Raw genomic sequence first — 23,481 nt, 5'->3', positions numbered from 1 at the left:
GTTTTTAAAGAATTAATCTATTCATAAACACCCATTTATAAAATGATAAATGGGTGTTTATTGTTTTTTAAAAGCTGTTTTAAATAATTTTTCAAAATAAGTCGGACTATAATTATTTGCAAAATCGAAATATGTTATTCCTTTATTGAAAGCACATTTTATAAATGTTATTTTCTCCTGAAACTGTGTCATAGTCCTAAAGAAAATTGAGGGTAATACAATATTTTCTGTTTACTTATAATTTTGATATACTTTTTCTAAACCCTAAAGCGGCTAACAAACCAATAATAGGGATTATTGTAAATGTTGTAAATAACTGTTGATATTCTATTATTGTAGGATTTTCACCTAACATATAGCCTACAAATAATGACATAAAAATGTCTGGAGTAAAACCTACCACAGAAATGATACCGACTAAAGTTCCAGTCATTTGTATAGGAGTTTTTGTCTCTTCTATAATGGCGAAATACAAACCTCTTAAAGAATAGGTTCCTAGAGCCATAAAGATAAAAACTGTTGCTGATAAATAGATGGGTTGCTCATTAAAAAAACCAAAACCTAATATTGCAGAAGCTAAAATCAAAATTGTAAAACTTGGAATTATTATTTTTGAAGGAATAAATTTATCTGCAATCCAACCAATAGAAATTGCTGCAATTGGTCTTAAATATTGAATAAAAACTGCAAAATAAGTAGCTTCTTCTAAAGAATAATTCCAAACATCTTTGGCATAAGTTCCATAAACTCCGGTTAATTTATAAGAACAATATGCACAAAATATAATCAATGAATGAAAGATTACTTTTTGTTGTTTCATTAAAGAAAATGCTTTCTTAAAATTGAATTGAAACTCTTTACCAACTTCGAATTTAGTTTCTTCTTTTGGGATTACCTTCCAAACTAATAATGAAACTAAAAAGACTATAAAAGTGATAGATCCAATAATGTATTGTAGCGTTTCTACTTTATTTTCAAAAGTAATTTCTATTCCTTTTTCAGGAAAAAAGTAAGTTAAAATTCCTGCACCAGATAAAGCTATTGTAGCTGCAAAAAAGCCTCGTCCTCCATCAAGTAAACCAAAAGACAAACCTTGATTATTTTTATTTCCCCATTGTCTAGTTGCTTTTATTAAAGAAGACCAAAACAATAAAATTGTAGAAACTCCCCAAAAAGCATATAAAACCTTTAAAGTAAAAATTGAAGGAATTAGTGTCATCCAAAAACCTCAAATTGCCGTTAAAAATAAAGAAATTGATAATAATTTTTTTGCCTCCCATTTGTCTGCAATAAATCCACCAAAGAAGTAGGAGAGAACTGCTGTAATTCCATATAAAGCTTGTGCTTCTCCTATTTGAGCATCAGAAATAAGAAATGCTTCTCTAATTACAGGTTTAAAAACTCGCATTAAAATAAATGGTAATAGAAAAATTGCTTCCCCTGCAATAATTAGAGCAAACATAGTAGTTACTTTATTTTTGTTTTGCATTTGCCTAAATTAAGGCTTCTTTTAGAATTGTAATAGGATGTTTAGCTATTCTTTGTGTCCCATCAAAAATTTGATGTCTACAACTTGTTCCTGCTGCTGCAATTTCTGTGTATTCACTACAATTTCTCACTTTAGGAAATAGTGTGTCTTCTCCAACTTGCATAGAAACTTTATAATGTTCTTTTTCATAACCAAAAGAACCTGCCATTCCACAACAACCTGTATTCATAATTGCAACAGTATAATTTTCAGGAATGTTTAATATTTGAAAACTTGCAAAAGTACCTGTTAATGCCTTTTGATGACAATGTCCATGGATTTTTACATCTTTTTTTTCTGATGAAAAAAGTGAAGTATCTATTTTTTTATTTTCTAATTCTTTCGATAAAAACTCTTCAAAAGTAAAAGTATTTTTTGCAATTTTTTCTGCGGATGTTTTATCATCTGCCAAACGAATATATTCATCTCTAAAAGTTAATATTGCTGATGGTTCTACACCTATTAAAGGAGTTTTATCTGTAATTAAATCTTTAAAAATAGAAACGTTATTGTTACTAATTGTTTTGGCTTCGTTTAAAAATCCTTTAGAAATATGACTTCTTCCACTTTCATCATGAGAAATGTTTTTAACTTCGTAGCCTAATTTTTCTAATAAAAATACAGCATCTTTTCCAATTTCTGCATCGTAATAATTAGTAAATTCATCATTAAATATGTAAACAGCTTTTTTAGATTTTTTTGGTTGACGTTTCTTTAACCAATTTTCTAATGTTTGTTTTGCTAATTTAGGAACAGAACGTTCAACAGCAATACCTAAAACTTTTTTGGCCAATAATGAGTTTATAAAGAAGTTTGTAATTGTAGGTAACTTACTTCCTAATTTATTATACTTGGCATTATTTGCAAACATTTTATTTCTAAATGTATACCCATTTGTTTCTTGATATTGAAATAAAAATTCTGCTTTCATACTTGCAATATCAACATTACTAGGACATTCTGTTGCACAAGCTTTACAACTTAAACAAAGGTCTAAAACCTTTTTTAGTTCTTTAGAATCAAACTTATTTACTGCAGTATTATTTGTTAAAACATCACGCAAAGTATTTGCTCTAGCTCTTGTGGTATCTTTTTCGTCTTTTGTAGCTCTGTAACTTGGACACAAAGTTCCACCAGCTTCTACAGGTTTTCTACAATCTCCAGAACCATTACATTTTTCTGCGAGTTTTAAAATTCCTTCATCTTTAGAAAAATCTTGCAATGTTTTAATAACAGGTTCTTTTCTGTCAATTTCATAACGTAAGTTTTCATCCATTGCAAAAGCATCTGTGATTTTTCCTTGGTTAAAAACGTTGTTTGGGTCAAATGCTTTTTTAATTCGTCTTAAAAGTTGATAATTTTTATCACCAATCATTAAAGGAATAAACTCTGCACGTACAATTCCGTCTCCATGTTCTCCAGAAAAAGAACCTTTATATTTCTTAACTAATTGAGCAGTTTCAGTTGTGATTTTTCTAAATAAAACTACATCTTCTTTTTCCTTAATGTTTAAAATAGGACGTAAGTGCAATTCACCAGCTCCAGCATGCGCATAATACACAGCGTTTTGCTGGTATTTATCCATTATTTTAGTGAACTCTTCAATATAACTTGGTAAATCTTCTAAAGCTACAGCTGTATCTTCTATACAAGCAACAGCTTTCTTATCGCCAACAATATTTGCCAAAGCACCTAAACCAGCTTTACGTAAATAATGCACTTTTGCAATATCTGCTCCGTACACTTTTGGATGATGATACCCAAATTCGTTCTTTTCTAAATCGGCAATTAACTTATCTGCAAAAATTTCTGCTTCTTCAATAGTATTTGCTGAAACTTCTAACATTAAAACCGCTTCTGGATCTCCTTGCAAAAAGAACCTGTTTTTTGCTAAATCTGGATGATTTTTTGTACAATCTAAAATGGTTTTATCCATTAATTCACAATTATATAAATTGTGATTCATGGCAATTACTGTCGCTTTTAAACTTTCATTTATACTCTTAAAATGAGTACAAACCATGATGCTTTGTTTTGGAGCAACATCATCTAATTGTAAAGTTATAGATGTTGAAAAAGCTAAAGTTCCTTCACTACCAGATAATAATTTTGCAACATTTATTGTTGGTTCTGTTCCTCCAAATAAATCTGATTTTAAAAATTCATCAACAGCATAACCTGTACATCTTCTGTGAATTTCTGGTTTTGGAAACTCATTTCTTATTTCTTGTTGGTTTTCTACAGAGGAAAGTTCGTTAAAAATCGATTTATAAATTTTTCCTTCTTGTGTATTTTTTTTTGTTTTTTTGATGAATTCTTCTGATGAAATTTCGTTGAATATTGCTGTGCTTCCATCACTTAAAATAGCGTCAATTTCTAATACTTTATCACGGGTAACTCCGTATTTTATAGAAGTACTTCCAGAAGAATTGTTACCTACCATACCGCCAATCATACATCTGTTTGAAGTTGATGTATTGGGCCCAAAAAATAAACCGTATGATTTTAAATATACATTTAAAGAATCTCTTACAATACCTGGTTGTAATGTAATTGTTTTTGCTTGTTCATCAAAAGAAATAATCTCTGTAAAATGTTTAGAAACATCTACAACAACTCCGTCTCCAACACATTGTCCTGCCAAAGAAGTTCCGGCAGTTCTAGGTATTAATGTAATGTTATTTTTGGTTGCAAAATTAATTAAAGTAATTATGTCTTTTTCATCCTTTGGAAAAGCGACTGCTAAAGGAATTTTTTTATACACAGAAGCATCTGTAGCATATAATGTTTTGTGTAAATTATCAAAAAGAACATCACCAGAAAGTGCGTTGTGTAATGTTTCTAAAGTAGAAGTATCAATCATTTATTGAAATTGAAAAGCATATTAAAAACAAATATCCGAATAATAAAAGTAATTATAGAAGTTAGAAAAAGAGTTTGTGTATTTTTATTAAATCGATAAAAATTGAATTAAAAAATTGTTGATTTTATGTTAAAAAAAATGTAGCAATTTTTTATAAACTGAATAGAAGTATGCAAATAGCCTTATAAGATATTCCAGTTGTTATTATTGTAATATTTTGTTCAATGGATTATTTTCTATAGTTTAGATAAAAAACAAACTACATTACAATATCATTCTGCCAAACATAAGGTTCTGGTATATCAGTATCGTCAATTAATTGTCTAATATCAATTTCAATTCCTCTACTTAAATCGGTAATTGGCACATCATTTGGTCCTCCTTCAAACGGGTTTTCTGAATTCTCACCAATTTTTTCCATGGTATGAAAAACCCAAGAAAGTAAGGCACTGAATGGAATAGAAAACCAAACAAAATGCTTTGCAATAAATTCTTGAATTTGATGTGTAAATGAAGAATGAGATTGATGGCTTGCTAAATCTTCAAAAATATGTATTCCAATTCCTTCAAAACCTTCCATAATTCCGAAAGGTAAAAGGATAATAAAAATCCAAACAAAAATATAGTTTAATGTTGCATATTGACGCGGGTATGGAAAGTTTTTAATTCGTTCAGATTTCCCTTGTAAAGTATAGAGTTCTACAAGAATATTCATCATTTCCATATGTCTAAAATCTTCAATTAAACCTTTATCCATTAAGTCTTTTAATTGACTAGATTGTATTCCTAAAATTTGTGAAGCTTGGTTTCCTTTAGCAAAAACTGTATTATATTCTTTTTCTGAAAGATAAGGTTCTATAGCTTCTTTAATTGTTATTGTGTCTTCACAAACTAGATAATAATTTTCTCTAAATTCAGCATTTCCTTTATCACTTTTTAGATGAGATTCCCAAGGTTTATCTGCTCGCATTTGATAACGCAACGCAGTTAGCCAGCCAATATGTCTATGCACTAATTTTTTCTTTATATTTTTTAACTCATCTTCTGAAAAAGCATTTTTTGCATGTGTATTGTCTATAAAATCTTTAACCATAATAGTCCATGATCTAGAGGTATTTACAATTCCTCCCCAAATTTTTCTAGCTTCCCAAAGTCTATCATAAGATGCATTATTTTTAAAACTAATTAAAAAAGAAATTGCTGTACCCAATACTCCTAATGGCAACCATGGTACATGCAACCATTTTAAACCAACAATATCAAATAGAAAAACGGGTATTGTAGCTATTAATAAAAATAAAAAAATGTGTCTACGTGTCCATTTTATAACGCCTTTTACAGGGAAAATTCTTTTAGTATACATACTAATTATTAAATCAATGTTAAAGTAGTAAATATAACATTTTTGAATTCATATATTTGTTAGATAACCAAACATTCTTCAGATGAAAAAAATAATATTACTTCTCTTATTTGTAACTTTTTCAGTTTCAGCACAAAAAGTTGATTTATCTTATTATTTACCAAAAGATGTTACCTATAATAAAAACATACCAACTCCTGAATCTGTAATTGGTCATGAAGTAGGTGAGTGGCACATTACTCATGATAAACTAGTCGAGTATATGAAAGTTTTAGCAGCTTCTTCAGATAGAATTTCTATTGAAAATAGAGGGAAAACTTTTGAAGACAGGCCTTTGTTATTATTAACAATTACTTCGCCTAAAAATCATGGAGATATAGAAAATATTAGAAATAAACATATTGAAGCAACAAACAATAATACTGTAGATATTTCTAAAAACCCAATTGTAGTTTATCAAGGATTTTCTATTCATGGTAACGAACCAAGTGGTTCTAATGCTGCTTTGGCTGTTGCTTATTATTTAGCAGCAGCAGAAGGAATTGATGATTTGTTAAACAATACTGTTATTTTATTTGACCCTTCTTTTAATCCTGATGGTTTGCAACGTTTTGCATATTGGGCAAATACGAACAGAAGTAAAAATATAAATCCAGATCCTAACGATAGAGAATATTCAGAGATTTGGCCAAGAGGAAGAACCAATCATTATCAGTTTGATATGAACAGAGATTGGTTGCCAGTTCAATTGCCAGAAAGTAGAGCAAGAATTGCAAGTTTTCATAAATGGTTACCAAATGTTTTAACGGATCATCATGAAATGGGAAGCAATTCTAGTTTCTTTTTTCAACCAGGAATTCCGAGTAGAACAAATCCTTTAACACCACAAATGAATCAGGATTTAACCAAAGAAATTGCGACGTACCATGCAAAAGCGTTCGATAAAATGGGTTCTCTTTATTATTCTGAAGAAAGTTTTGATGATTTTTACTATGGTAAAGGTTCTACGTTTCCTGACATTAATGGAAGTATTGGTATTTTGTTTGAACAAGCAAGTTCTAGAGGTCATGCACAAGAAACTGTAAACGGAGTTCTAACATTCCCGTTTACAATTAGAAATCAATTTACGGCAGCTTTATCAACATTAGAAGCGGCTAAAAGTATGAGAACTCAAATATTGAAGTATCAACAAGATTTTTATAAAGAATCTAGAAATACAGGTTCAAATAAAGCAATTGTTTTTGGTGATGAAAAAGATGCGGCTACAAGTTATCATTTGGCAGAAGTTTTAAAACGTCATCAAATAAAAATTCATGAAGTAAAAGCTAATTTTACAGAAAATGGAAAGACTTTCAAAAAAGGATATAGTTATGTAGTTCCTATGAATCAGAAAAACCAGCGTTTGGTAAAAGCAATGTTTGATGTTCGGAAAACATTTAAAGATAGCTTGTTTTATGATGTTTCTGCTTGGACTTTTAACCATTCTTTTGGAGTTGATTATGCAGAAAATGTTTCACTATCTAAAGCAGGAAATGAGATTTCTGAATTAAAAATGAAAACAGGAACAGTCTCATTTAAAAGTGATTATGGTTATTTAATACCTTGGAATGAGTATTATGCGCCAAAAGCATTAAATGCTATTCAACAAAAAGGAATTCGTGTAAAAGTTTCCATGAAAAACTTTAAAAATGGTGGAAATTCATATGATTATGGAACTGTTTTTATTCCTGTTCAGAATCAAGAATTAAATACGTTAGAATTATTTCAATTCTTACAAAAAATAGCTTCTGAAAGTAATATTTCTATAAACGGAGTTTCAACAGGTTTAAATGACGGAATTGATTTGGGTTCTAATAATTTTAGCAATATTAAAAAACAAAAAGTGGCAATGTTGGTTGGTGATGGAATTGCAGGAAATGATTCTGGTGAAATTTGGCATCTATTAGATCAACGTTTTAATATGGCATTAACACGTTTAGATATGCGTTATTTTAATAGAGTAGATTTAAGTAAATACACTGCAATTGTTATTCCTAGTAGTCGTTTAGATAAAGCTTCTCAAGAAAAATTAAAAGTTTGGGTTAAAAATGGGGGAACTTTAATTGGCTATAAAAACACTGCAAGATGGTTAAATAGTGCAAAATTTATCAATTTACAATTTGAGAGTTCAAAAATTGATACCATACAAAACGTTTCTTTTGAAAACAAGTCTTTACAATCTGGTGCACAATATATTGGTGGTGCAATTTTTGAAGCAAAAGTAGACAGATCTCATCCAATTAATTTTGGTTATAAGAATGATAAATTAGCGTTATTTAGAAATTCAACGATGTTTATTAAAGCGGATAAAAAGAGTTATAATAATCCAATTCAGTATACTTCTAATCCTTTATTAAGTGGTTATATTTCAAAGGAAAATGCAAAGATAATTAAGAATACAGTTCCGTTTAAAGTACAAATAATGGGAAGAGGAAGAGTAATTGTTTTTACAGATAACACCAACTTTAGAGCTTTCTGGTACGGTACAAACAAACTGTTGATGAATGCTATTTTCTTTGGTGATAAGATGTAGGTTTTTTTAAGTTTCAAAGTAGCGAAGTAGCGAAGTAGCGAAGTAGCGAAGTAGCGAAGTAGCGAAGTAGCGAAGTTTAATATTTTAGTTTGTAACTCTGCGACTTTGTTACTTTTTTTTACTTAAATGAGTAACAAAATCACTTTTAACTCGTCTTATTAATACACCAACCCAAATTGTATTATGAGTTTTTTTAGAGTTTTATTTGCTATTATTTTTCCACCACTTTCAGTAATTGATAAAGGTTGTGGATCTTTCTTTATTATTTTTATTTTAACGCTTTGTGGCTGGATTCCTGGAGTAATTGGTGCTTTGGTAATTTTAAATAATCCTAAAAATTAACTAGGTATTGTAAAAAGTAACATAGATAAAATTCCGAACAACATAATTATTTTCATTAAACTACTCAGTTTAGAAAAATCTTTCTTCTTTTCTGCGGACAATAATTTGTACATAAAATAGCCTAGTGGTAGTAAGATAAAAATAACTCCGTATCCTAAAAATAAAGGTTCAATTATAAGTTGTTTAAGCACGAAAACAAGAGAAATTAATAATACTGCACTAAAGAAAAAAACGATTTTAGAAGCTCTTTTTCTACCAAATAAAATGGGTAATGTTTTTGCTTTTATTTTTAAATCTCCATCTATATCTTCAATATCTTTTATAATTTCTCTTATTAGTGTTGTGAGAAATGCGAAAGAAGAATAAAATAAAATAGAATAATAAACTAGAATCCCAGAACCAACTCCTCTTGAAGTATATTCAGAATGAAATAAGAAATTAAGAAAAATAGTTATTCCACATAAAAAAGAAACGATTAAATTTCCCAAAATAGAGTGTTTTTTAAAGTAATAAGAGTAAAAAAATATACCTATAACACATAATATATAAATATAAATTGAAGGTTCAGAATTTCTATTAATTGATAGATAAATTCCAATAACTAAACCAATTAGGCTTAATAATATATAAAATATCCAACCTTGTTTCTTTGAAAATTTACTTGTAATAAAAACTTTATCTGGTTTATTAATTTTATCAGTTTTAACATCAAAAATATCGTTTATAATATAACCTCCAGCAGTTATGAAAAGAATACTTATTGAAAAAAAAAGAAATTGATAATTTGTAAGAAATTTAGGGTGTACTATGGGTTCTAACAACGCATACTTGGTTAAAATCATTGTTAATAAAACCATTAGAAGGTTTTTATAGCGAATGAGTTTTAAAAAAGAAATCATAAAATAAGTTTACGAATTAAAACTTTTTTTAATTCTAGCCAAGTCTCGTTTATTATCTCGGTCTTTCATCGTTTCTCGTTTATCATGCGTCTGTTTTCCTTTTGCTAGCGCAAGTTCTAGTTTAGCAAAACCGTTATCATTAATAAACAAACGTAAAGGAACAATTGTATTTCCTTTCGCTTCAACATCTTTTCTTAAAGAACGTAATTCGCGTTTATTCATTAACAATCTACGCTCACTTTTAGGCTTATGATTAAAATGATGACCAAACAAATATTCTTGTATATACATGTTTACAATAAATAATTCTCCACGATCATTAAACTCACAAAAACTTTCTGTAATTCTTGCTTGACTTAAACGAATCGATTTTATTTCTGTACCAGTTAATTGAATTCCAGCCACATATTTGTCTAGAATTTCAAATTCGAAACGTGCTTTTTTATTCTGTATGTTTATCTTTTTCTGAACAGCCATAGACTGATTTTTATTTTAATAATTTTAACAAAGATACATTTTTACTTTGGTCAAAGAAATGTAATTTTGAAATCTATTACCGACCAAACAAAACAAAAACCAATGAGATATTTATCATTCTTTTTATTAGTTCTTTTAATTTCTTGCAAACCATCAGAAACAAAATTAACAGTACAACAAATTATAGATAAAACCATTGTGTATTCTGGAGCTGATAAGGTTTCAAATTCTGAAGTTTCTTTTCAATTTAGAGATAAAGAGTATACTGCAGTTAGGGAAGCTGGAAAATTTATTTTAACCAGAAATTTTGATTCTATCAAGGATATTTTAGATAATAATGGTTTTGAAAGATATATAAATGGACAACCTTTTTCTGTTAACGATGGTTTTATTTCAAAATATAGCAATTCAATAAATTCTGTTCATTATTTCTCGGTTTTGCCTTTTGGCTTGAATGATAAAGCTGTCAATAAAAAACTACTAAAACCTTCAGCAATTAAAGGAAAAGAGTATTATAAAGTAGAAATTACTTTTTCTGAAAATGGTGGAGGAGAAGATTTTGAAGACGTTTTTATTTATTGGATTGGTAAAGAAGATTTTTTAATTGATTATTTAGCATATTCTTACCACACAAATGGTGGTGGAAAACGCTTTAGAGTATTAAAAGAACAATGTGTAAAAAACGGAATTCGTTTTGTAGATTATCATAATTACAAGCCTTTAACTAAAGAAATTACTTTATCAAATATTGACAAAGCATTTGAAGAAAATCAGCTTAAAAAAGTATCTGAAATCGTTTTAAAAGATATTGAAGTTAAACTTATAAATTAATTTACTTTCTCAATTAAACTCGTTTTTTTATCATTAGAAATAGTAACAATATATAGGCTAGCATTGTCATGATCGTCCATATTTTCATACTTTTTTTCTCTTAAAATTTTATTTACAAAAACCGGAGTAGTATTACTATGTCCAACTACTAAAACTGTTTTTCCTTTTGTATTTATTTGAAAAATAGAATCGTACATTTTACTAGGGTTATAATTCAGAATTTCTAAACCTTTACTCTTTGCGGTTGGTGTTGCAGTTTGCATTGTTCTGTTATACTTTGTAGAGTAAACAGCATCAAATTGTACCTCTTTAAATCTTTCTGTCCATTTTTTTGCTCTTTCTTGTCCGTTTTCATTCAAATCAGGATTTCTGTTTGTTTTATCTGTTCTGTCTTTTTCTGCATGTCGAATTAAATAATACTTAGTTGTATTATCTGACGTACAAGAACTTAATAAACTAAGAGCAAAAACAAAAAAATATTTTTTCATAATATATGATTTAAACAACGAATATAAACAAAAAAGAAAAAGTGATATTTTTAAGACATCACTTTTTCCAAACTAATCAAACAAACCAAACTTTATTTTCAAGAATTCTCTACCAAATCAGACTGATTTCTAAAAACCAATTTATCATCAAAAGCATCAATTAAAATTATACTATCTGTTGTTATTTTTCCTGATAAAATTTCTTTAGAAAGTTGATTTAAAATTTCTTTCTGAATTACTCTTTTTACAGGTCTTGCACCAAATTCTGGTTGATACCCTTTTTTTGCTAGGTATGTAATTGCCTCATCTGTTGCGTCTAAAGTTATTTCTTGTTTACCAATCATTTTCTTTAACAGCGCTATTTGTAATTTCACAATTTTAAAAATATCGCTTTGTTTTAACGGTGTAAACATAATTACATCATCAATTCTATTTAAAAATTCTGGTCTTACAGATTGTTTTAACAATCCAAGAACTTCAATTTTTGCTAACTCAGTAACAACATCAAAATCTGCTTTTGGATCACTGAATTTTTCCTGAATTATATGACTTCCAATGTTAGAAGTCATAATAATTATTGTGTTTTTAAAATCAGCTACACGGCCTTTATTATCTGTTAATCTTCCTTCATCTAAAACTTGTAACAATACGTTAAAAGTATCTGGATGAGCTTTTTCAATTTCATCTAATAAAACTACAGAATAAGGCCTTCTTCTAACAGCTTCTGTTAATTGACCACCTTCATCATAACCAACATAACCTGGAGGCGCACCAACCAATCTACTTACAGCATGTTTTTCTTGATATTCACTCATATCAATACGTGTCATAGCGTTTTCATCATCAAATAAATATTCTGCCAATGCTTTTGCTAATTCTGTTTTTCCAATTCCAGTGGTTCCTAAAAATAAGAAGCTACCAATTGGTTTATTAGGGTTTTGTAAACCAGCTTTAGAACGTCTTACAGCATCAGAAATTGCAACAATTGCTTCTTCTTGTCCAACAACTCTTTTATGTATTTGATCTTCTAATTTTAGTAGCTTTTCACGTTCAGATTGAATCAATTTTGTAACAGGAACTCCCGTCCATTTCGCAACAACTTCAGCAATATCATCATAAGTTACTTCTTCTTTTATCAACGTTTTTTCTGATTGATTATCTTCCAATACTTTCTGAAAACCTTCTAAATCTTCTTGCGCTTGCTTTATTTTTCCATATCTAATTTCAGCAACTTTTCCATAATTACCATCTCGTTCTGCTCTTTCTGCTTCAATTTTTAAATCTTCAATAGTTGCTTTTGCATTCTGAATATTATCTACAATTTCTTTTTCAGATTTCCATTTTGCATTCATCTCATTTCGTTCTTCCTTCAAATTTGCTAAATCTGAACGTAAAGACTTTAATTTCGTTTCATCTTTTTCACGCTTAATGGCTTCAATTTCAATCTCTAATTGCATAACTTTTCTGTCTAAAACATCTAGTTCTTCTGGTTTAGAGTTGATTTCCATACGCAGTTTTGCCATGGCTTCATCCATTAAATCAATAGCTTTATCTGGTAAAAAACGATTGGTAATGTAGCGTTGAGACAATTCTACAGCTCCAATTATTGCTTCATCTTTAATTCTAACTTTATGATGCGTTTCATATTTATCTTTAATTCCTCTTAAAATAGAAATCGCACTTTCGGTATCTGGCTCATTTACTTGTACTTTTTGAAAACGTCTTTCTAAAGCTTTGTCTTTTTCAAAATATTTTTGATATTCATCTAAGGTTGTTGCACCAATTGCGCGCAATTCTCCACGAGCTAAAGCAGGTTTTAAAATATTTGCAGCATCCATAGCACCATTTCCACCACCAGCACCAACTAATGTGTGAATTTCATCAATAAAGAGTACAATATCTCCATCTGAAGTTGTTACTTCTTTAATAACGGCTTTTAAGCGTTCTTCAAATTCTCCTTTGTATTTTGCGCCTGCAATTAATGCCCCCATATCTAAAGAGAAAATTAATTTATCTTTTAGATTTTCTGGTACATCTCCATCTACAATTCTGTGTGCTAAACCTTCTGCAATTGCCGTTTTACCAGTTCCTGGTTCACCAACTAAAATTGGATTATTCTTTGTTCTACGAGATAAAATCTGTAAAAGTCTACGAATCTCTTCATCTCTACCAATTACTGGATCTAGTTTACCGTTTTTGGCTAATTCATTTAAATTATTAGCAAACTTATTCAACGAATTATAGGTTTCTTCTTGAGATTGAGAAGTTACCCTTTCTCCTTTTCTTAACTCATCTATAGCAGTTTGTAAATGTTTTTCTGTAACTCCTTGGTCTTTTAAAATTTGAGAAATATTAGATTTCGACTTAAAGATTGCTAGAATTAAATGTTCAATAGAAACATAATCATCTTTCATTTTTTTAGCAATCACAAATGCTTCTGTTAATGTTTTATTTGCTTCTCTAGAAATCATTAATTCAGCTCTAGAAACTTTAGGAAAACTCTCTAACTGTTTATCTAAAATTTGATTTACTACTTCTATATTAATGTTCAGTTTCTTCAATAAAAAAGGCAATACATTTTCATCTACTTGTGTTAATGCTTTAAAAATGTGTTCATTTTCTATTTGATTATGACCAAAACCTTGCGCAATTTGCTGCGCCATTTGTATAGTCTCTTGTGATTTTGTTGTATAATTATTAAAATTCATTTTCTTTTATTTTTAGGGTTTCACTTTTTCAAGATGATATAATCAAATTTAATACCATCTAATTTCTAAAACAAAAACAAGTCAAATTGACTTGTAAAGTATTGTTTTTACTGACTTTTTGACAACTGAAAGTTTCTTACATTTGCAGCGACCAATAAAAAAAACGAAATGGGTATATTGAACAAGATGTTTGGCGATAAAAGTAATAAAGAGACAAAACCAGAAAAAAAATCATATTTAAATTGGCTTCCACTAACAACTATAGAGCAGTTAGAAGAAATTAAAAATGTTTCTAATACAGAAGCTGTTTTAATTTTTAAACACTCTACAAGATGCGGAATTAGTAGTATGGTAATTAAACAGTTTGAAAAATTATTTACAGAAGAACATCAAAAATTAAAAGTGTATTATTTAGATTTATTAAACTACCGAGATGTATCTGATGAAGTTGGTTATAAATTTCAAGTAATGCATCAATCTCCGCAGTTAATTGTTGTTAAAAATGGTGTTTCGGTTCACGATGCAGCACAATATGATATCACTCAGGCGAATTTAACAAGATTTATATAGTATAAATTTGGGATAAACCTATTTTAAGTCTTATTTTTGTAGCTTATCAAAAATAATAACCTTGGCAGAGACAAATACTTCACAAGTAAAAGTAGGTAAAGAATTATACGGGTATCAGAAAGATGCACTTCAGGAGATTTTTAATCGTTTTGAAACTGCGCCCCAAGATTATCACTTATTATATCAGTTGCCTACTGGTGGTGGAAAAACAGTTATTTTTTCTGAAATTGTTAGACGTTATATAGAAACTTTTAAAAAGAAAGTTTTAGTGTTAACGCACAGAATTGAATTGAGCAAGCAAACTTCTAAAATGATTAGCGAGTTTGGTGTTGATAATAAAATTATTAACAGTACTGCAAAGTTAGACGACCAAGAAGATTATCATTGTTTTGTAGCAATGGTAGAAACCTTAAAAAATAGGTTGAATGACGATAAGTTAGATATTTCTGATATCGGTTTAGTAATTGTCGATGAGGCACATTACAATTCTTTTACTAAAATTTTTAAATTTTTTGATCAATCTTTTATTCTTGGTGTAACTGCAACTCCTTTAAGTTCTAACATTAAATTACCAATGTATGAGAACTATCAAGAATTATACGTAGGTGAACCAATTCATCATTTAATAGAAAGTGGTTATTTAGCACAAGCTAATATGTACTCTTACAATGTAGGTTTAACTTCTCTTGAAGTTGGAGCAAATGGTGATTATACAGTAAAGTCTTCTGAAGATTTATATATGAATTCAGACATGCTAACCAAATTGGTAAGTGCGTATGAAGAAACAGCAAAAGGTAAAAAAACACTAATTTTTAATAACGGTATTAATACTTCTATACAAGTATTTCATGCGTTTAAAAAAGCAGGTTACCCAATTGCACATTTAGATAATACCAACACTAAAAAAGAGCGTGAGCTAATTTTAAGATGGTTTCATAAAACACCAAATGCCATCATTTCTTCAGTAAGTATTTTAACTACTGGTTTTGATGAGCCTAGTATTGAGGCTATTATCTTAAATAGAGCTACAAAATCTTTGACTCTTTATTACCAAATGATTGGTCGTGGTTCTCGTATTTTTGGCCAAAAAAATACGTTTGAAGTAATAGATCTAGGAAACAATTTCCACAGATTTGGTCCTTGGGGAGCAGATTTAGATTGGCAAAAAATGTTTAGAGCGCCAGATTATTATTTAGACGCTATTCTTTCTGATGAAGAAATAGAAAGTACGTTTAGATATGAGTTGCCTGCAAACGTTAAAAAAGAATTTGAAAAATCTACGGATACTTATTTCGATATGAAAAAAGTATATATAGATACAATTAAAGCAGGAGAGTCTTCTAAAAGAGTTTTAGAGAAGTCTATTGTACATCATGCAAAAATGTGTATTGAAAATAGTGAAGATGTTTTTGATGCGTTAATTTTAGCAAAAATGCTAGGTGAGGAGATAGATGATAGAATTAACAGATACGGAAAATGTATTTCTAAAAGTACACACAACTTTATCACTTGGTTAAAAGACGATTATCGTAAAAAATTAAATGCTTATTTAAGAGAAAACTTCGATGATGATTTTGAAGACATTAATGGTCATCCACCAATTGAAGAATAAAATATTAATTAAAAAGCTCTGAATTTTCAGAGCTTTTTTTTGTTTAGTTGATAATTTACTTTCTTTCCAAATACTTTTAAAAACATGTACAAATACCTGTTTTTTATAAAACGAATTTATACTGTTTTATAAAAGTTAGATTGTATTTAGTTTTGTTTAAATCTTAATTTTAAACAAAAAACGTATGCAAAAGTTAAAACCAAATCATATTCCTGCTAAAGGTTGGAAAGGTGGATTTTTAAAAAAGAATCCTGAAATGAACTATACAACACCTAATTTAGGTAGTTTAGATTTTAATGATAATTTACATAAAATACAAAATATAAAAAGGCAGCAGCGTGTGTTATGGCCAGAGTTTACTTGGGAAACTAAAAAAGGGCAAAAAGACCCAAAAAGATGTTTTCAAATGTTTGCTCCAGATATTTCTAGAGTAGGGTATGATAATACGGGGCAATCTTGGTCTATTATTTGTCCGCAACAAGGAACTTTTATTCCTGGTGTTGGTACTTTTAATGTAGAAGTTACAGTAAAAGGACAAAAAGGTTGGGTAGACGAAGCTAACAAATCTTTGGCTGTAGATATGATTGTAAAACCTAAAATTTGGTTTAGTCCTGCTGCAAATGAATCTGCGTATGGTAAATTATTATGGTCTATTTTCGAATTAAATAATCTAGGATATTGTTTTCCTTCAGAAAAAACGAAAGCGATTGAGTTAAATACATACCAAACTACTAGCCAAAAAACGACTACTATTACTTTACGAGATGGTTTATTTATGGAAGGAGATTTACCACCTTTTACTATACATAAAGAAGCGTGGAGTCATGCAAATGTGGAAGTTGAAATTGGTGAAATTGATTTAAATCATAGCGATTTGGTAAATGAATTTAATACCATAATGATGAAAGCTTTTAATATTGGTTCTGGTAATATGTTGCAACAAGGAAACATATTGGCTTGGAATGTTTGGTTTGATGCACCAAGTATCGTGAATAGAAAAGAATGGGAAAATCATGCAGATGTTTGGCGAAGATCTATTGATGTAGATCATTGCAGCCCAGACGGACCAGGAACAGACCCTAGATTTGCAGATGGTTCCATTTTTAATGTGGAAAAAGAACTTTTTGCTGAAGTTATAAATGAAATTAAGAAATTTATAAAGAAACATCTTTAAAATAAAAAAATAACTCTGAAATTTCAGAGCTATTTTATGTTTTTCGCTAACGTGTTTGTGTATGATTTCGTTGCGTGTTTCAGCAACTAACTTAGTAAACAAAAACGAACCAGAGGGAATTCCGAAGAAATTTCCAAGTAGGCGAGAACTAGCAATGAATTATGCATTTTGTTATGAGTTTTTTTTATTTCTAATTATTTTTATTATTCGGGTATATACTATTTCTGCCAAATTCCACATATATAGTTTAGAATCGGTTGTGTTATTAAACTGAACAACAACAGTATCAATATCTTCATGATATTCGGAAAAACTCTGATATCCAAGAACCCACCCCGAATGTTTGTACACATAGATTGAAGAATAGATTTCTTGTTCGCCTTTATCAAACACTGAACCATTGTTTAGTGCTCTTAAAAAAATGCCAACATCTTCTGCTGTAGCAAACATTCCACCATATTCCGCTTTTAAATCGGATTCATGGCCAACATGATAGCCACTCATAATATCGTCTATATTTACTTCATTAAGGGAATTGAATGTATTGTTTAGTTCGAGTGGTGTCAAAATTTTCTCCTTAATATATTGGTTACGGCTATAACCTAAGACCTTGTCCATGAGTTCCCGAAGCAATAAATAATTCGTGTTTGAATAACCATAATCTTCACCTGGTTCAAAATTGGCTGGCAAATCAAGTGCCAATTCAAGAGTTTCTTTACGGCTTCTCGGTGGATTATCCCAATAACCATAATCCGTATAATTTGGAATACCACTCCGATGTTGTATCATCAACCTCAGAGTAATTTTTTCTGCATTTTCAATTCTACCCACAAGTTCTGGGAAGTAATCAGCGAGCGTTTTATCTAAAGATAAATGTTTGTCTTTAACTAATTTTGTGATAGCAACAGCGACATATAGCTTGCTGATACTGCCAATATTGAATAAAGCTTGCGGGTCGGTAGGTGTTTTGTTTTTTCGGTCTTTCCAACCACTTGTATAAAATGCTGGCGGTTTACCAGCTTCGTCCACATAAACAATCACTCCATCAAACCCATAATCAATTGCCTTATTTACTTGTTCTTCAACAGTATCAGGTAGTGGTAATATCCAAGCTTTTACCAAAATCCATGGTACGAACCACAAAGAAGATATACTTGCAATAATAAACACTAATCTGAGTATTCGTTTTGTTTGTTTTTTTGTCATTTTATTTCAAGGGAATGGTTTTTTAATTGCTCATAACATTAACACGAATATGACGTCATTTTAATGACTTATATTCGTAGTTAGCGAAGTTCGGTTTTATTTAGTAGAAAATCAAAAATTAAAACCCCACTAAAAGTGAGGTTTTAAAATTTATAAAATTTGTAGATTCCTGTTTACACAGGAATTGCAATTAATATTTTTTAATATTAATTTTATTTAGCAGGTAAAACTTTACCAATACATTCACCAAAACCAATACGTACCTTATCGTTTTTACAATGCGCACGCATAATTACAGTATCGTTATCATTAATAAACTTACGTGTTGTACCATCTTTTAAAGTAATAGGGTTTTGTCCGCGCCAAGTTAATTCTAACATAGAACCATAACTATCTTTTGTTGGTCCAGAAATAGTACCAGAACCCATCATATCACCAGAACGAACATTACATCCGTTTACTGTATGGTGCGCTAATTGTTGCGCCATGGTCCAATACATATATTTAAAGTTAGAATTTGCAACTACTGTTTCTTCACCGTTTTCTGGTTGAATACCTACTTGCAAATGAATATCATAACTTCCTTTTCCTTCTTGTTTTAAATAAGGTAGTGGTTCATGAACTTGTTTTGGGTTGTCTGTTCTAAAAGGTTCTAAAGCATCTAAAGTTACAATCCAAGGAGAAATTGTAGATGCAAAGTTTTTACCTAAAAAAGGTCCTAACGGTACATATTCCCAACCTTGTATATCTCTTGCAGACCAATCGTTAAATTGTACCAAACCAAAAATATGTTCTTCAGTTTCACCAATAGGGATTCTTTCGCCTAAAATATTAGAATCTGTAGTAATAAATGCCATTTCTAATTCAAAATCCAATAATTTACTGGGTCCAAAATTAGGTGTTGTTTCTCCTTCATTAGGTTTTGTTTGTCCATAAGGTCTTCTAATTGGTGTTCCAGAAGGAATAATTGAAGAACTTCTTCCATGATAACCAATAGGAATTTGAAGCCAGTTTGGAAATAATGCATTTTCTGGGTCTCTAAATAAAGAACCAACATTAGTTGCATGTTCTTTACTTGCGTAGAAATCTGTATAATCTCCTACAGAAACAGGTAATAACATTTCAACTTCATCCATTCTAAAGATAATTTTATCTTTATGGTTTGCATTGTCTCTTAAACTTCCGTTGGTTACATCAAAAACTTCGGCAATTTTATTTCTTACTAAACGCCAAGTTTTTCTACCATCTGCAATAAAATCATTTAAGTTATCTTGTAAAAAAATATCGTCTGTTAAAGGAATTCCTTCAAAATAACCTAATTGATGAAATGCACCTAAATCAATTGCAAAATCACCAATTCTACTTCCTATTGTAATTATATCATCTCTTGTAATAAAAACGCCAAATGGAATATTTTGTATCGAAAAATCTGAATTTTCTTCTACTTTTAACCATGATTTTCTATTGGGATTATTTGCTGTTATTATCATAATAATAAATCTTTAATTTTTATCAAATCTATGCATTTTTTTTTCATTTTTAAAATGAAATTTCACGAATAACTTATTTTTAACACACCTTTTTTTAGAATAATATAAATCTTAATAACTTGTTGAAAGTTTACGGAAAAGATATTTAATACAATTTGGTTTTTAGTTACTTTTGATTCTTATTTTTAAAACGATAACAATGCAATTAGACAATCAAATTTTTGACCTTATTCAGGAAGAGAAAGAAAGACAGTTAAATGGATTAGAATTAATCGCTTCAGAAAACTTTGTAAGTGATGATGTAATGAGAGCTCAAGGTTCTATTTTAACCAATAAATATGCTGAAGGATATCCTGGTAAAAGATATTACGGAGGTTGTGAAGTAGTAGATGTTATTGAACAAATTGCTATTGATAGAGCTAAAGAATTATTTGGTGCTGAATATGTAAATGTGCAACCACATTCTGGTTCTCAAGCAAATACAGCTGTTTTTGCAGCTTGTTTAAAACCAGGTGAAACTGTTTTAGGTTTCGATTTATCTCATGGTGGGCATTTAACGCATGGTTCTCCGGTAAATTTTTCTGGTAAATTATACAATCCAGTTTTTTATGGAGTAGTTAGAGAAACAGGGATTATTGATTATGATCATGTTGCTGCACAAGCAAGAGAGCACAAGCCAAAATTAATTATTGCTGGTGCTTCTGCATATTCTAGAGATATCGATTTTGAAAAATTCAGGGAAATTGCAGATGAAGTTGGTGCTATTTTAATGGCAGATATATCTCATCCTGCAGGTTTAATTGCCAAAGGTATTTTAAACGATCCTTTACCTCATTGTCATATTGTTACTACTACAACTCACAAAACTTTACGTGGACCAAGAGGTGGAATGATTATGATTGGTAAAGATTTTGAAAATCCTTTTGGATTAAAATTAAAATCTGGTAAATTAAAGAAAATGTCTACTTTAATTAATTCTTCAGTTTTTCCAGGAAACCAAGGTGGACCTTTAGAGCATGTTATTGCTGCTAAAGCTGTTGCTTTTGGTGAGGCTTTAACAGATGAGTTTTTAGAGTATCAATTACAAGTAAAAGCAAATGCTGCTGAAATGGCAAAAGAATTTGTTGCTAAAGGGTATAATATTATTTCTGGTGGTACAGACAACCATTGTATGTTAATTGATTTACGTAATAAAGATATTTCTGGAAAAGATGCAGAAATTGCATTAGGAAAAGCAGATATTACTGTAAACAAAAACATGGTTCCTTTTGATGATAAAAGTCCATTTGTAACTTCAGGAATCCGTATTGGAACTGCTGCTATAACTACTCGTGGTTTAGAAGAACAAGATATGAAAGCTGTTGTAAACTTTATTGATGAAGCAATACAGAATGCAGAAAATGAAGAAGCTTTACATGAAATAAGCGAACGTGTTTCTCATATGATGAGTGCAAGAAGATTATTCGTTATGTAAACCACATTGTAGTTTTTATTATCTCACTCTTGTGAGTCTAAAATTTAAAAAGCATCAAGTTAATTCTTGATGTTTTTTTATTTATACACTAATTTTATAAGCTTGTTAAAGATTAAAATATTTGGTTTATATTTGTTTTTTAACAAATATTTAACAATGCGTAAAGTTTTAATTTTCCTCTTATTATTTTCTAACTTTTGTTGGTCTCAATTGCAATTTTCAGACATGGCAACTGGTACAAGTTTAGATTTTTCTTTTGGTGCAGGTGTTTATGGAGGTGGAATTTCTTTTGTAGATTATAATAATGATGGTTGGGACGATTTAACAATTGCAACAGAAACTGGTAGTTCTGTTCGTTTTTTTAAAAATAATGCTGGCACATATACAGAAGATTCTTCAATTTCAATTAATGATGGAAATATAGAAACCAAACAAATTATTTGGGTAGATTTTGATAATGACAATGACAAAGATTTATTTTTAACAAGTAGAGAGGGAGTCATAAAATTATTTAGAAACAATGGTAGTCTTATTTTTGAAGATATTTCTTACCAGGCAGGTTTAACTTCTTTTGCAGATTCAACTTGGGGAGCTTCATGGGGAGATATTAATAATGATGGTTATTTAGATATTTTTTTAGCATTCTTAAAAACAGGAAACACACAACCAAATGCATTGCTTAAAAACAATGGAGATGGAACTTTTACAAATATTAGCGCTAGTGCAGGAATTAATCAAATAAATGACCCTACTTTTTGTTCCGCTTTTTTTGATTATAATAATGACGGTTTACAAGATATATTTGTAACAAATCATAAATATGATCAAAGTTATCTTTATAAAAATAATGGAAATGAGACATTTAGTGATGTAAGTGCATCAACCGGAGCAGATATTTTAGCAGATGGTATGTCTTCAACAATAGGTGATTATAATAATGATGGTTGGTTTGATATTTATGTAACAAATTCTGCCGCAGGAAATTTTCATTTAAAAAATAATGGAAATGATACATTTACTAGAGTAGAAGAAGATATGGGAACAAAATTCTCTAATGTTTCTTGGGGCTCTGTTTTTTTAGATGCTGATAATGATTCTTATTTAGATTTATATGTTAGCGGACAAGAAAATGGTACAGATAACTTATTACCATCGGCTTTTTATAAGAACAACGCAAATTTAGGATTTTTAATTCCAGAAAATATAGGGCTTGAAAATGATAAAAGAAGAAGTTTTTCTAATGCTATTGGTGATGTTGATAATGATGGTTTTCCAGAAATTTTTGTTATCAATGAAAATGATTCTAATTTTTTATGGAAAAATGAATCTACGGATACAAATAATTGGTTGAAAATTAAATTAGTTGGTACAAATAGTAATAAAGATGGAGTAGGGAATAGAATTGAAGTTATTGCTAATGGAAAATCTCAATTTAGATATACACTTTGTGGAGAAGGTTATTTGGCACAGAATTCTAATTACGAATTTTTTGGATTAGCAGATGCAACAGCAATAGAAACCATAAAAGTTACTTGGAACAAAACAGGAATTGTAGAAACTATAAATAATGTTTCTATAAATAATTCTATTATAATTGAAGAAGGAAATGGCGTTTTAAATACGAGTTCTTTTGAAAAATTAAACATAAGTATTTCTCCAAACCCAAGTTCTACAGGTATATATAGTGTAAACTTATCTGGAAATAAAAATAGTAGTATTCAAATTTTTGATGTCTCTGGAAGACAAATACTTGTAAAGGAGGTTTCAGGAAGCAAGACAAATTTAGATTTAACAAAGAATGTTTCGGGTATTTATTTTGTAAAGATTAGTATTGATAATAAACAAAAGGTAATTAAAATAGTTAAGAATTAATTTCACAATAAT

Annotated in this window: 18 protein-coding genes; 8 read left to right on the top strand and 10 right to left on the bottom strand. The window is 29.5% G+C overall.

Features of this window, described 5'->3' with window-relative positions:
• Positions 1 to 235 precede the first annotated feature (235 nt).
• The 4 genes from V3V28_RS05590 to V3V28_RS05575 form a co-directional block, all read right to left on the bottom strand.
• The gene (locus V3V28_RS05590; RefSeq protein ID WP_331364044.1) at positions 236 to 1,219 is read right to left on the bottom strand and encodes an MFS transporter; all 984 of its coding nucleotides are present in this window, start codon (positions 1,217 to 1,219) and stop codon (positions 236 to 238) included.
• A 9-nt stretch (positions 1,220 to 1,228) separates the two neighbouring features.
• Positions 1,229 to 1,489, bottom strand: coding sequence for an MFS transporter (locus V3V28_RS05585; RefSeq protein ID WP_331364043.1), 261 nt, complete (start codon positions 1,487 to 1,489; stop codon positions 1,229 to 1,231).
• A gap of 4 nt (positions 1,490 to 1,493) precedes the next feature.
• Positions 1,494 to 4,391, bottom strand: coding sequence for an FAD-binding and (Fe-S)-binding domain-containing protein (locus V3V28_RS05580; protein ID WP_331364042.1), 2,898 nt, complete (start codon positions 4,389 to 4,391; stop codon positions 1,494 to 1,496).
• Positions 4,392 to 4,650: 259 nt separating this feature from the next.
• Positions 4,651 to 5,754 (bottom strand): bestrophin family protein, encoded by a 1,104-nt coding sequence (locus V3V28_RS05575; RefSeq protein WP_331364041.1) that lies wholly within the window; start codon positions 5,752 to 5,754, stop codon positions 4,651 to 4,653.
• Between the two features lie 82 nt (positions 5,755 to 5,836).
• On the opposite strand from V3V28_RS05575, the gene V3V28_RS05570 reads away from it, so the two are divergent.
• On the top strand, positions 5,837 to 8,326 hold the full coding sequence (locus V3V28_RS05570) for a M14 family metallopeptidase (RefSeq protein WP_331364040.1): 2,490 nt from the start codon (positions 5,837 to 5,839) through the stop codon (positions 8,324 to 8,326).
• Between the two features lie 183 nt (positions 8,327 to 8,509).
• Positions 8,510 to 8,668 carry a YqaE/Pmp3 family membrane protein gene (locus V3V28_RS05565; protein ID WP_331364039.1) on the top strand — a complete coding sequence of 53 codons (159 nt, stop codon included), beginning with the start codon at positions 8,510 to 8,512 and terminating at the stop codon, positions 8,666 to 8,668.
• On the opposite strand, the gene V3V28_RS05560 is transcribed toward V3V28_RS05565, so the two are convergent.
• Together V3V28_RS05560 and smpB are read right to left on the bottom strand one after the other, a co-directional pair.
• A complete protein-coding gene (locus tag V3V28_RS05560; RefSeq protein ID WP_331364038.1) occupies positions 8,665 to 9,525 on the bottom strand; it encodes a geranylgeranylglycerol-phosphate geranylgeranyltransferase in 861 nt (286 codons plus the stop codon). The two genes, V3V28_RS05565 and V3V28_RS05560, sit on opposite strands and share 4 nt — an antisense overlap.
• A gap of 51 nt (positions 9,526 to 9,576) precedes the next feature.
• Positions 9,577 to 10,044 (bottom strand): SsrA-binding protein SmpB, encoded by a 468-nt coding sequence (gene smpB, locus V3V28_RS05555; protein WP_331364037.1) that lies wholly within the window; start codon positions 10,042 to 10,044, stop codon positions 9,577 to 9,579.
• A gap of 66 nt (positions 10,045 to 10,110) precedes the next feature.
• Between smpB and V3V28_RS05550 the strand changes: the two genes are divergently transcribed.
• Positions 10,111 to 10,875, top strand: a complete 765-nt coding sequence (locus V3V28_RS05550) for a DUF6503 family protein (RefSeq protein ID WP_331364036.1) — start codon at positions 10,111 to 10,113, stop codon at positions 10,873 to 10,875.
• On the opposite strand, the gene V3V28_RS05545 is transcribed toward V3V28_RS05550, so the two are convergent.
• Together V3V28_RS05545 and clpB are read right to left on the bottom strand one after the other, a co-directional pair.
• The gene (locus V3V28_RS05545) at positions 10,872 to 11,363 is read right to left on the bottom strand and encodes a SixA phosphatase family protein (RefSeq protein WP_331364035.1); all 492 of its coding nucleotides are present in this window, start codon (positions 11,361 to 11,363) and stop codon (positions 10,872 to 10,874) included. The genes V3V28_RS05550 and V3V28_RS05545 overlap by 4 nt on opposite strands.
• Before the next feature lie 98 nt (positions 11,364 to 11,461).
• Positions 11,462 to 14,071 (bottom strand): ATP-dependent chaperone ClpB, encoded by a 2,610-nt coding sequence (clpB, locus tag V3V28_RS05540; RefSeq protein WP_331364034.1) that lies wholly within the window; start codon positions 14,069 to 14,071, stop codon positions 11,462 to 11,464.
• Positions 14,072 to 14,239: 168 nt separating this feature from the next.
• Here clpB and ytxJ point away from each other — a divergent pair, with 168 nt between their 5' ends.
• From ytxJ to V3V28_RS05525, 3 genes are all read left to right on the top strand, one after another.
• Positions 14,240 to 14,641, top strand: a complete 402-nt coding sequence (ytxJ, locus tag V3V28_RS05535; RefSeq protein WP_331364033.1) for a bacillithiol system redox-active protein YtxJ — start codon at positions 14,240 to 14,242, stop codon at positions 14,639 to 14,641.
• A gap of 61 nt (positions 14,642 to 14,702) precedes the next feature.
• A complete protein-coding gene (locus V3V28_RS05530) occupies positions 14,703 to 16,253 on the top strand; it encodes a DEAD/DEAH box helicase (RefSeq protein ID WP_331364032.1) in 1,551 nt (516 codons plus the stop codon).
• A gap of 184 nt (positions 16,254 to 16,437) precedes the next feature.
• Positions 16,438 to 17,427 carry a hypothetical protein gene (locus V3V28_RS05525; RefSeq protein ID WP_331364031.1) on the top strand — a complete coding sequence of 330 codons (990 nt, stop codon included), beginning with the start codon at positions 16,438 to 16,440 and terminating at the stop codon, positions 17,425 to 17,427.
• Positions 17,428 to 17,598: 171 nt separating this feature from the next.
• Here the strand turns inward: V3V28_RS05525 and V3V28_RS05520 are convergent, their stop codons facing one another.
• Both V3V28_RS05520 and fahA read right to left on the bottom strand, forming a co-directional pair.
• Positions 17,599 to 18,633, bottom strand: a complete 1,035-nt coding sequence (locus tag V3V28_RS05520; protein WP_331364030.1) for a serine hydrolase domain-containing protein — start codon at positions 18,631 to 18,633, stop codon at positions 17,599 to 17,601.
• Between the two features lie 212 nt (positions 18,634 to 18,845).
• Complete coding sequence (gene fahA, locus V3V28_RS05515; RefSeq protein WP_331364029.1) at positions 18,846 to 20,123, bottom strand: fumarylacetoacetase; 1,278 nt, start codon at positions 20,121 to 20,123, stop codon at positions 18,846 to 18,848.
• 199 nt (positions 20,124 to 20,322) lie between these two features.
• Here fahA and glyA point away from each other — a divergent pair, with 199 nt between their 5' ends.
• Positions 20,323 to 21,597: a serine hydroxymethyltransferase gene (gene glyA / locus V3V28_RS05510; protein WP_331364028.1), complete on the top strand. Its 1,275-nt coding sequence runs from the start codon at positions 20,323 to 20,325 to the stop codon at positions 21,595 to 21,597.
• Between the two features lie 156 nt (positions 21,598 to 21,753).
• Positions 21,754 to 23,469 carry an FG-GAP-like repeat-containing protein gene (locus V3V28_RS05505; protein WP_331364027.1) on the top strand — a complete coding sequence of 572 codons (1,716 nt, stop codon included), beginning with the start codon at positions 21,754 to 21,756 and terminating at the stop codon, positions 23,467 to 23,469.
• The last annotated feature ends 12 nt before the right edge of the window (positions 23,470 to 23,481 follow it).

It is taken from the genome of Polaribacter sp. (assembly GCF_036480315.1).
GTDB lineage: Bacteria > Bacteroidota > Bacteroidia > Flavobacteriales > Flavobacteriaceae > Polaribacter.
The sequence above is the reverse complement of the archived record's forward strand: the minus strand, read 5'-3'. Positions and strand labels throughout refer to the sequence as shown.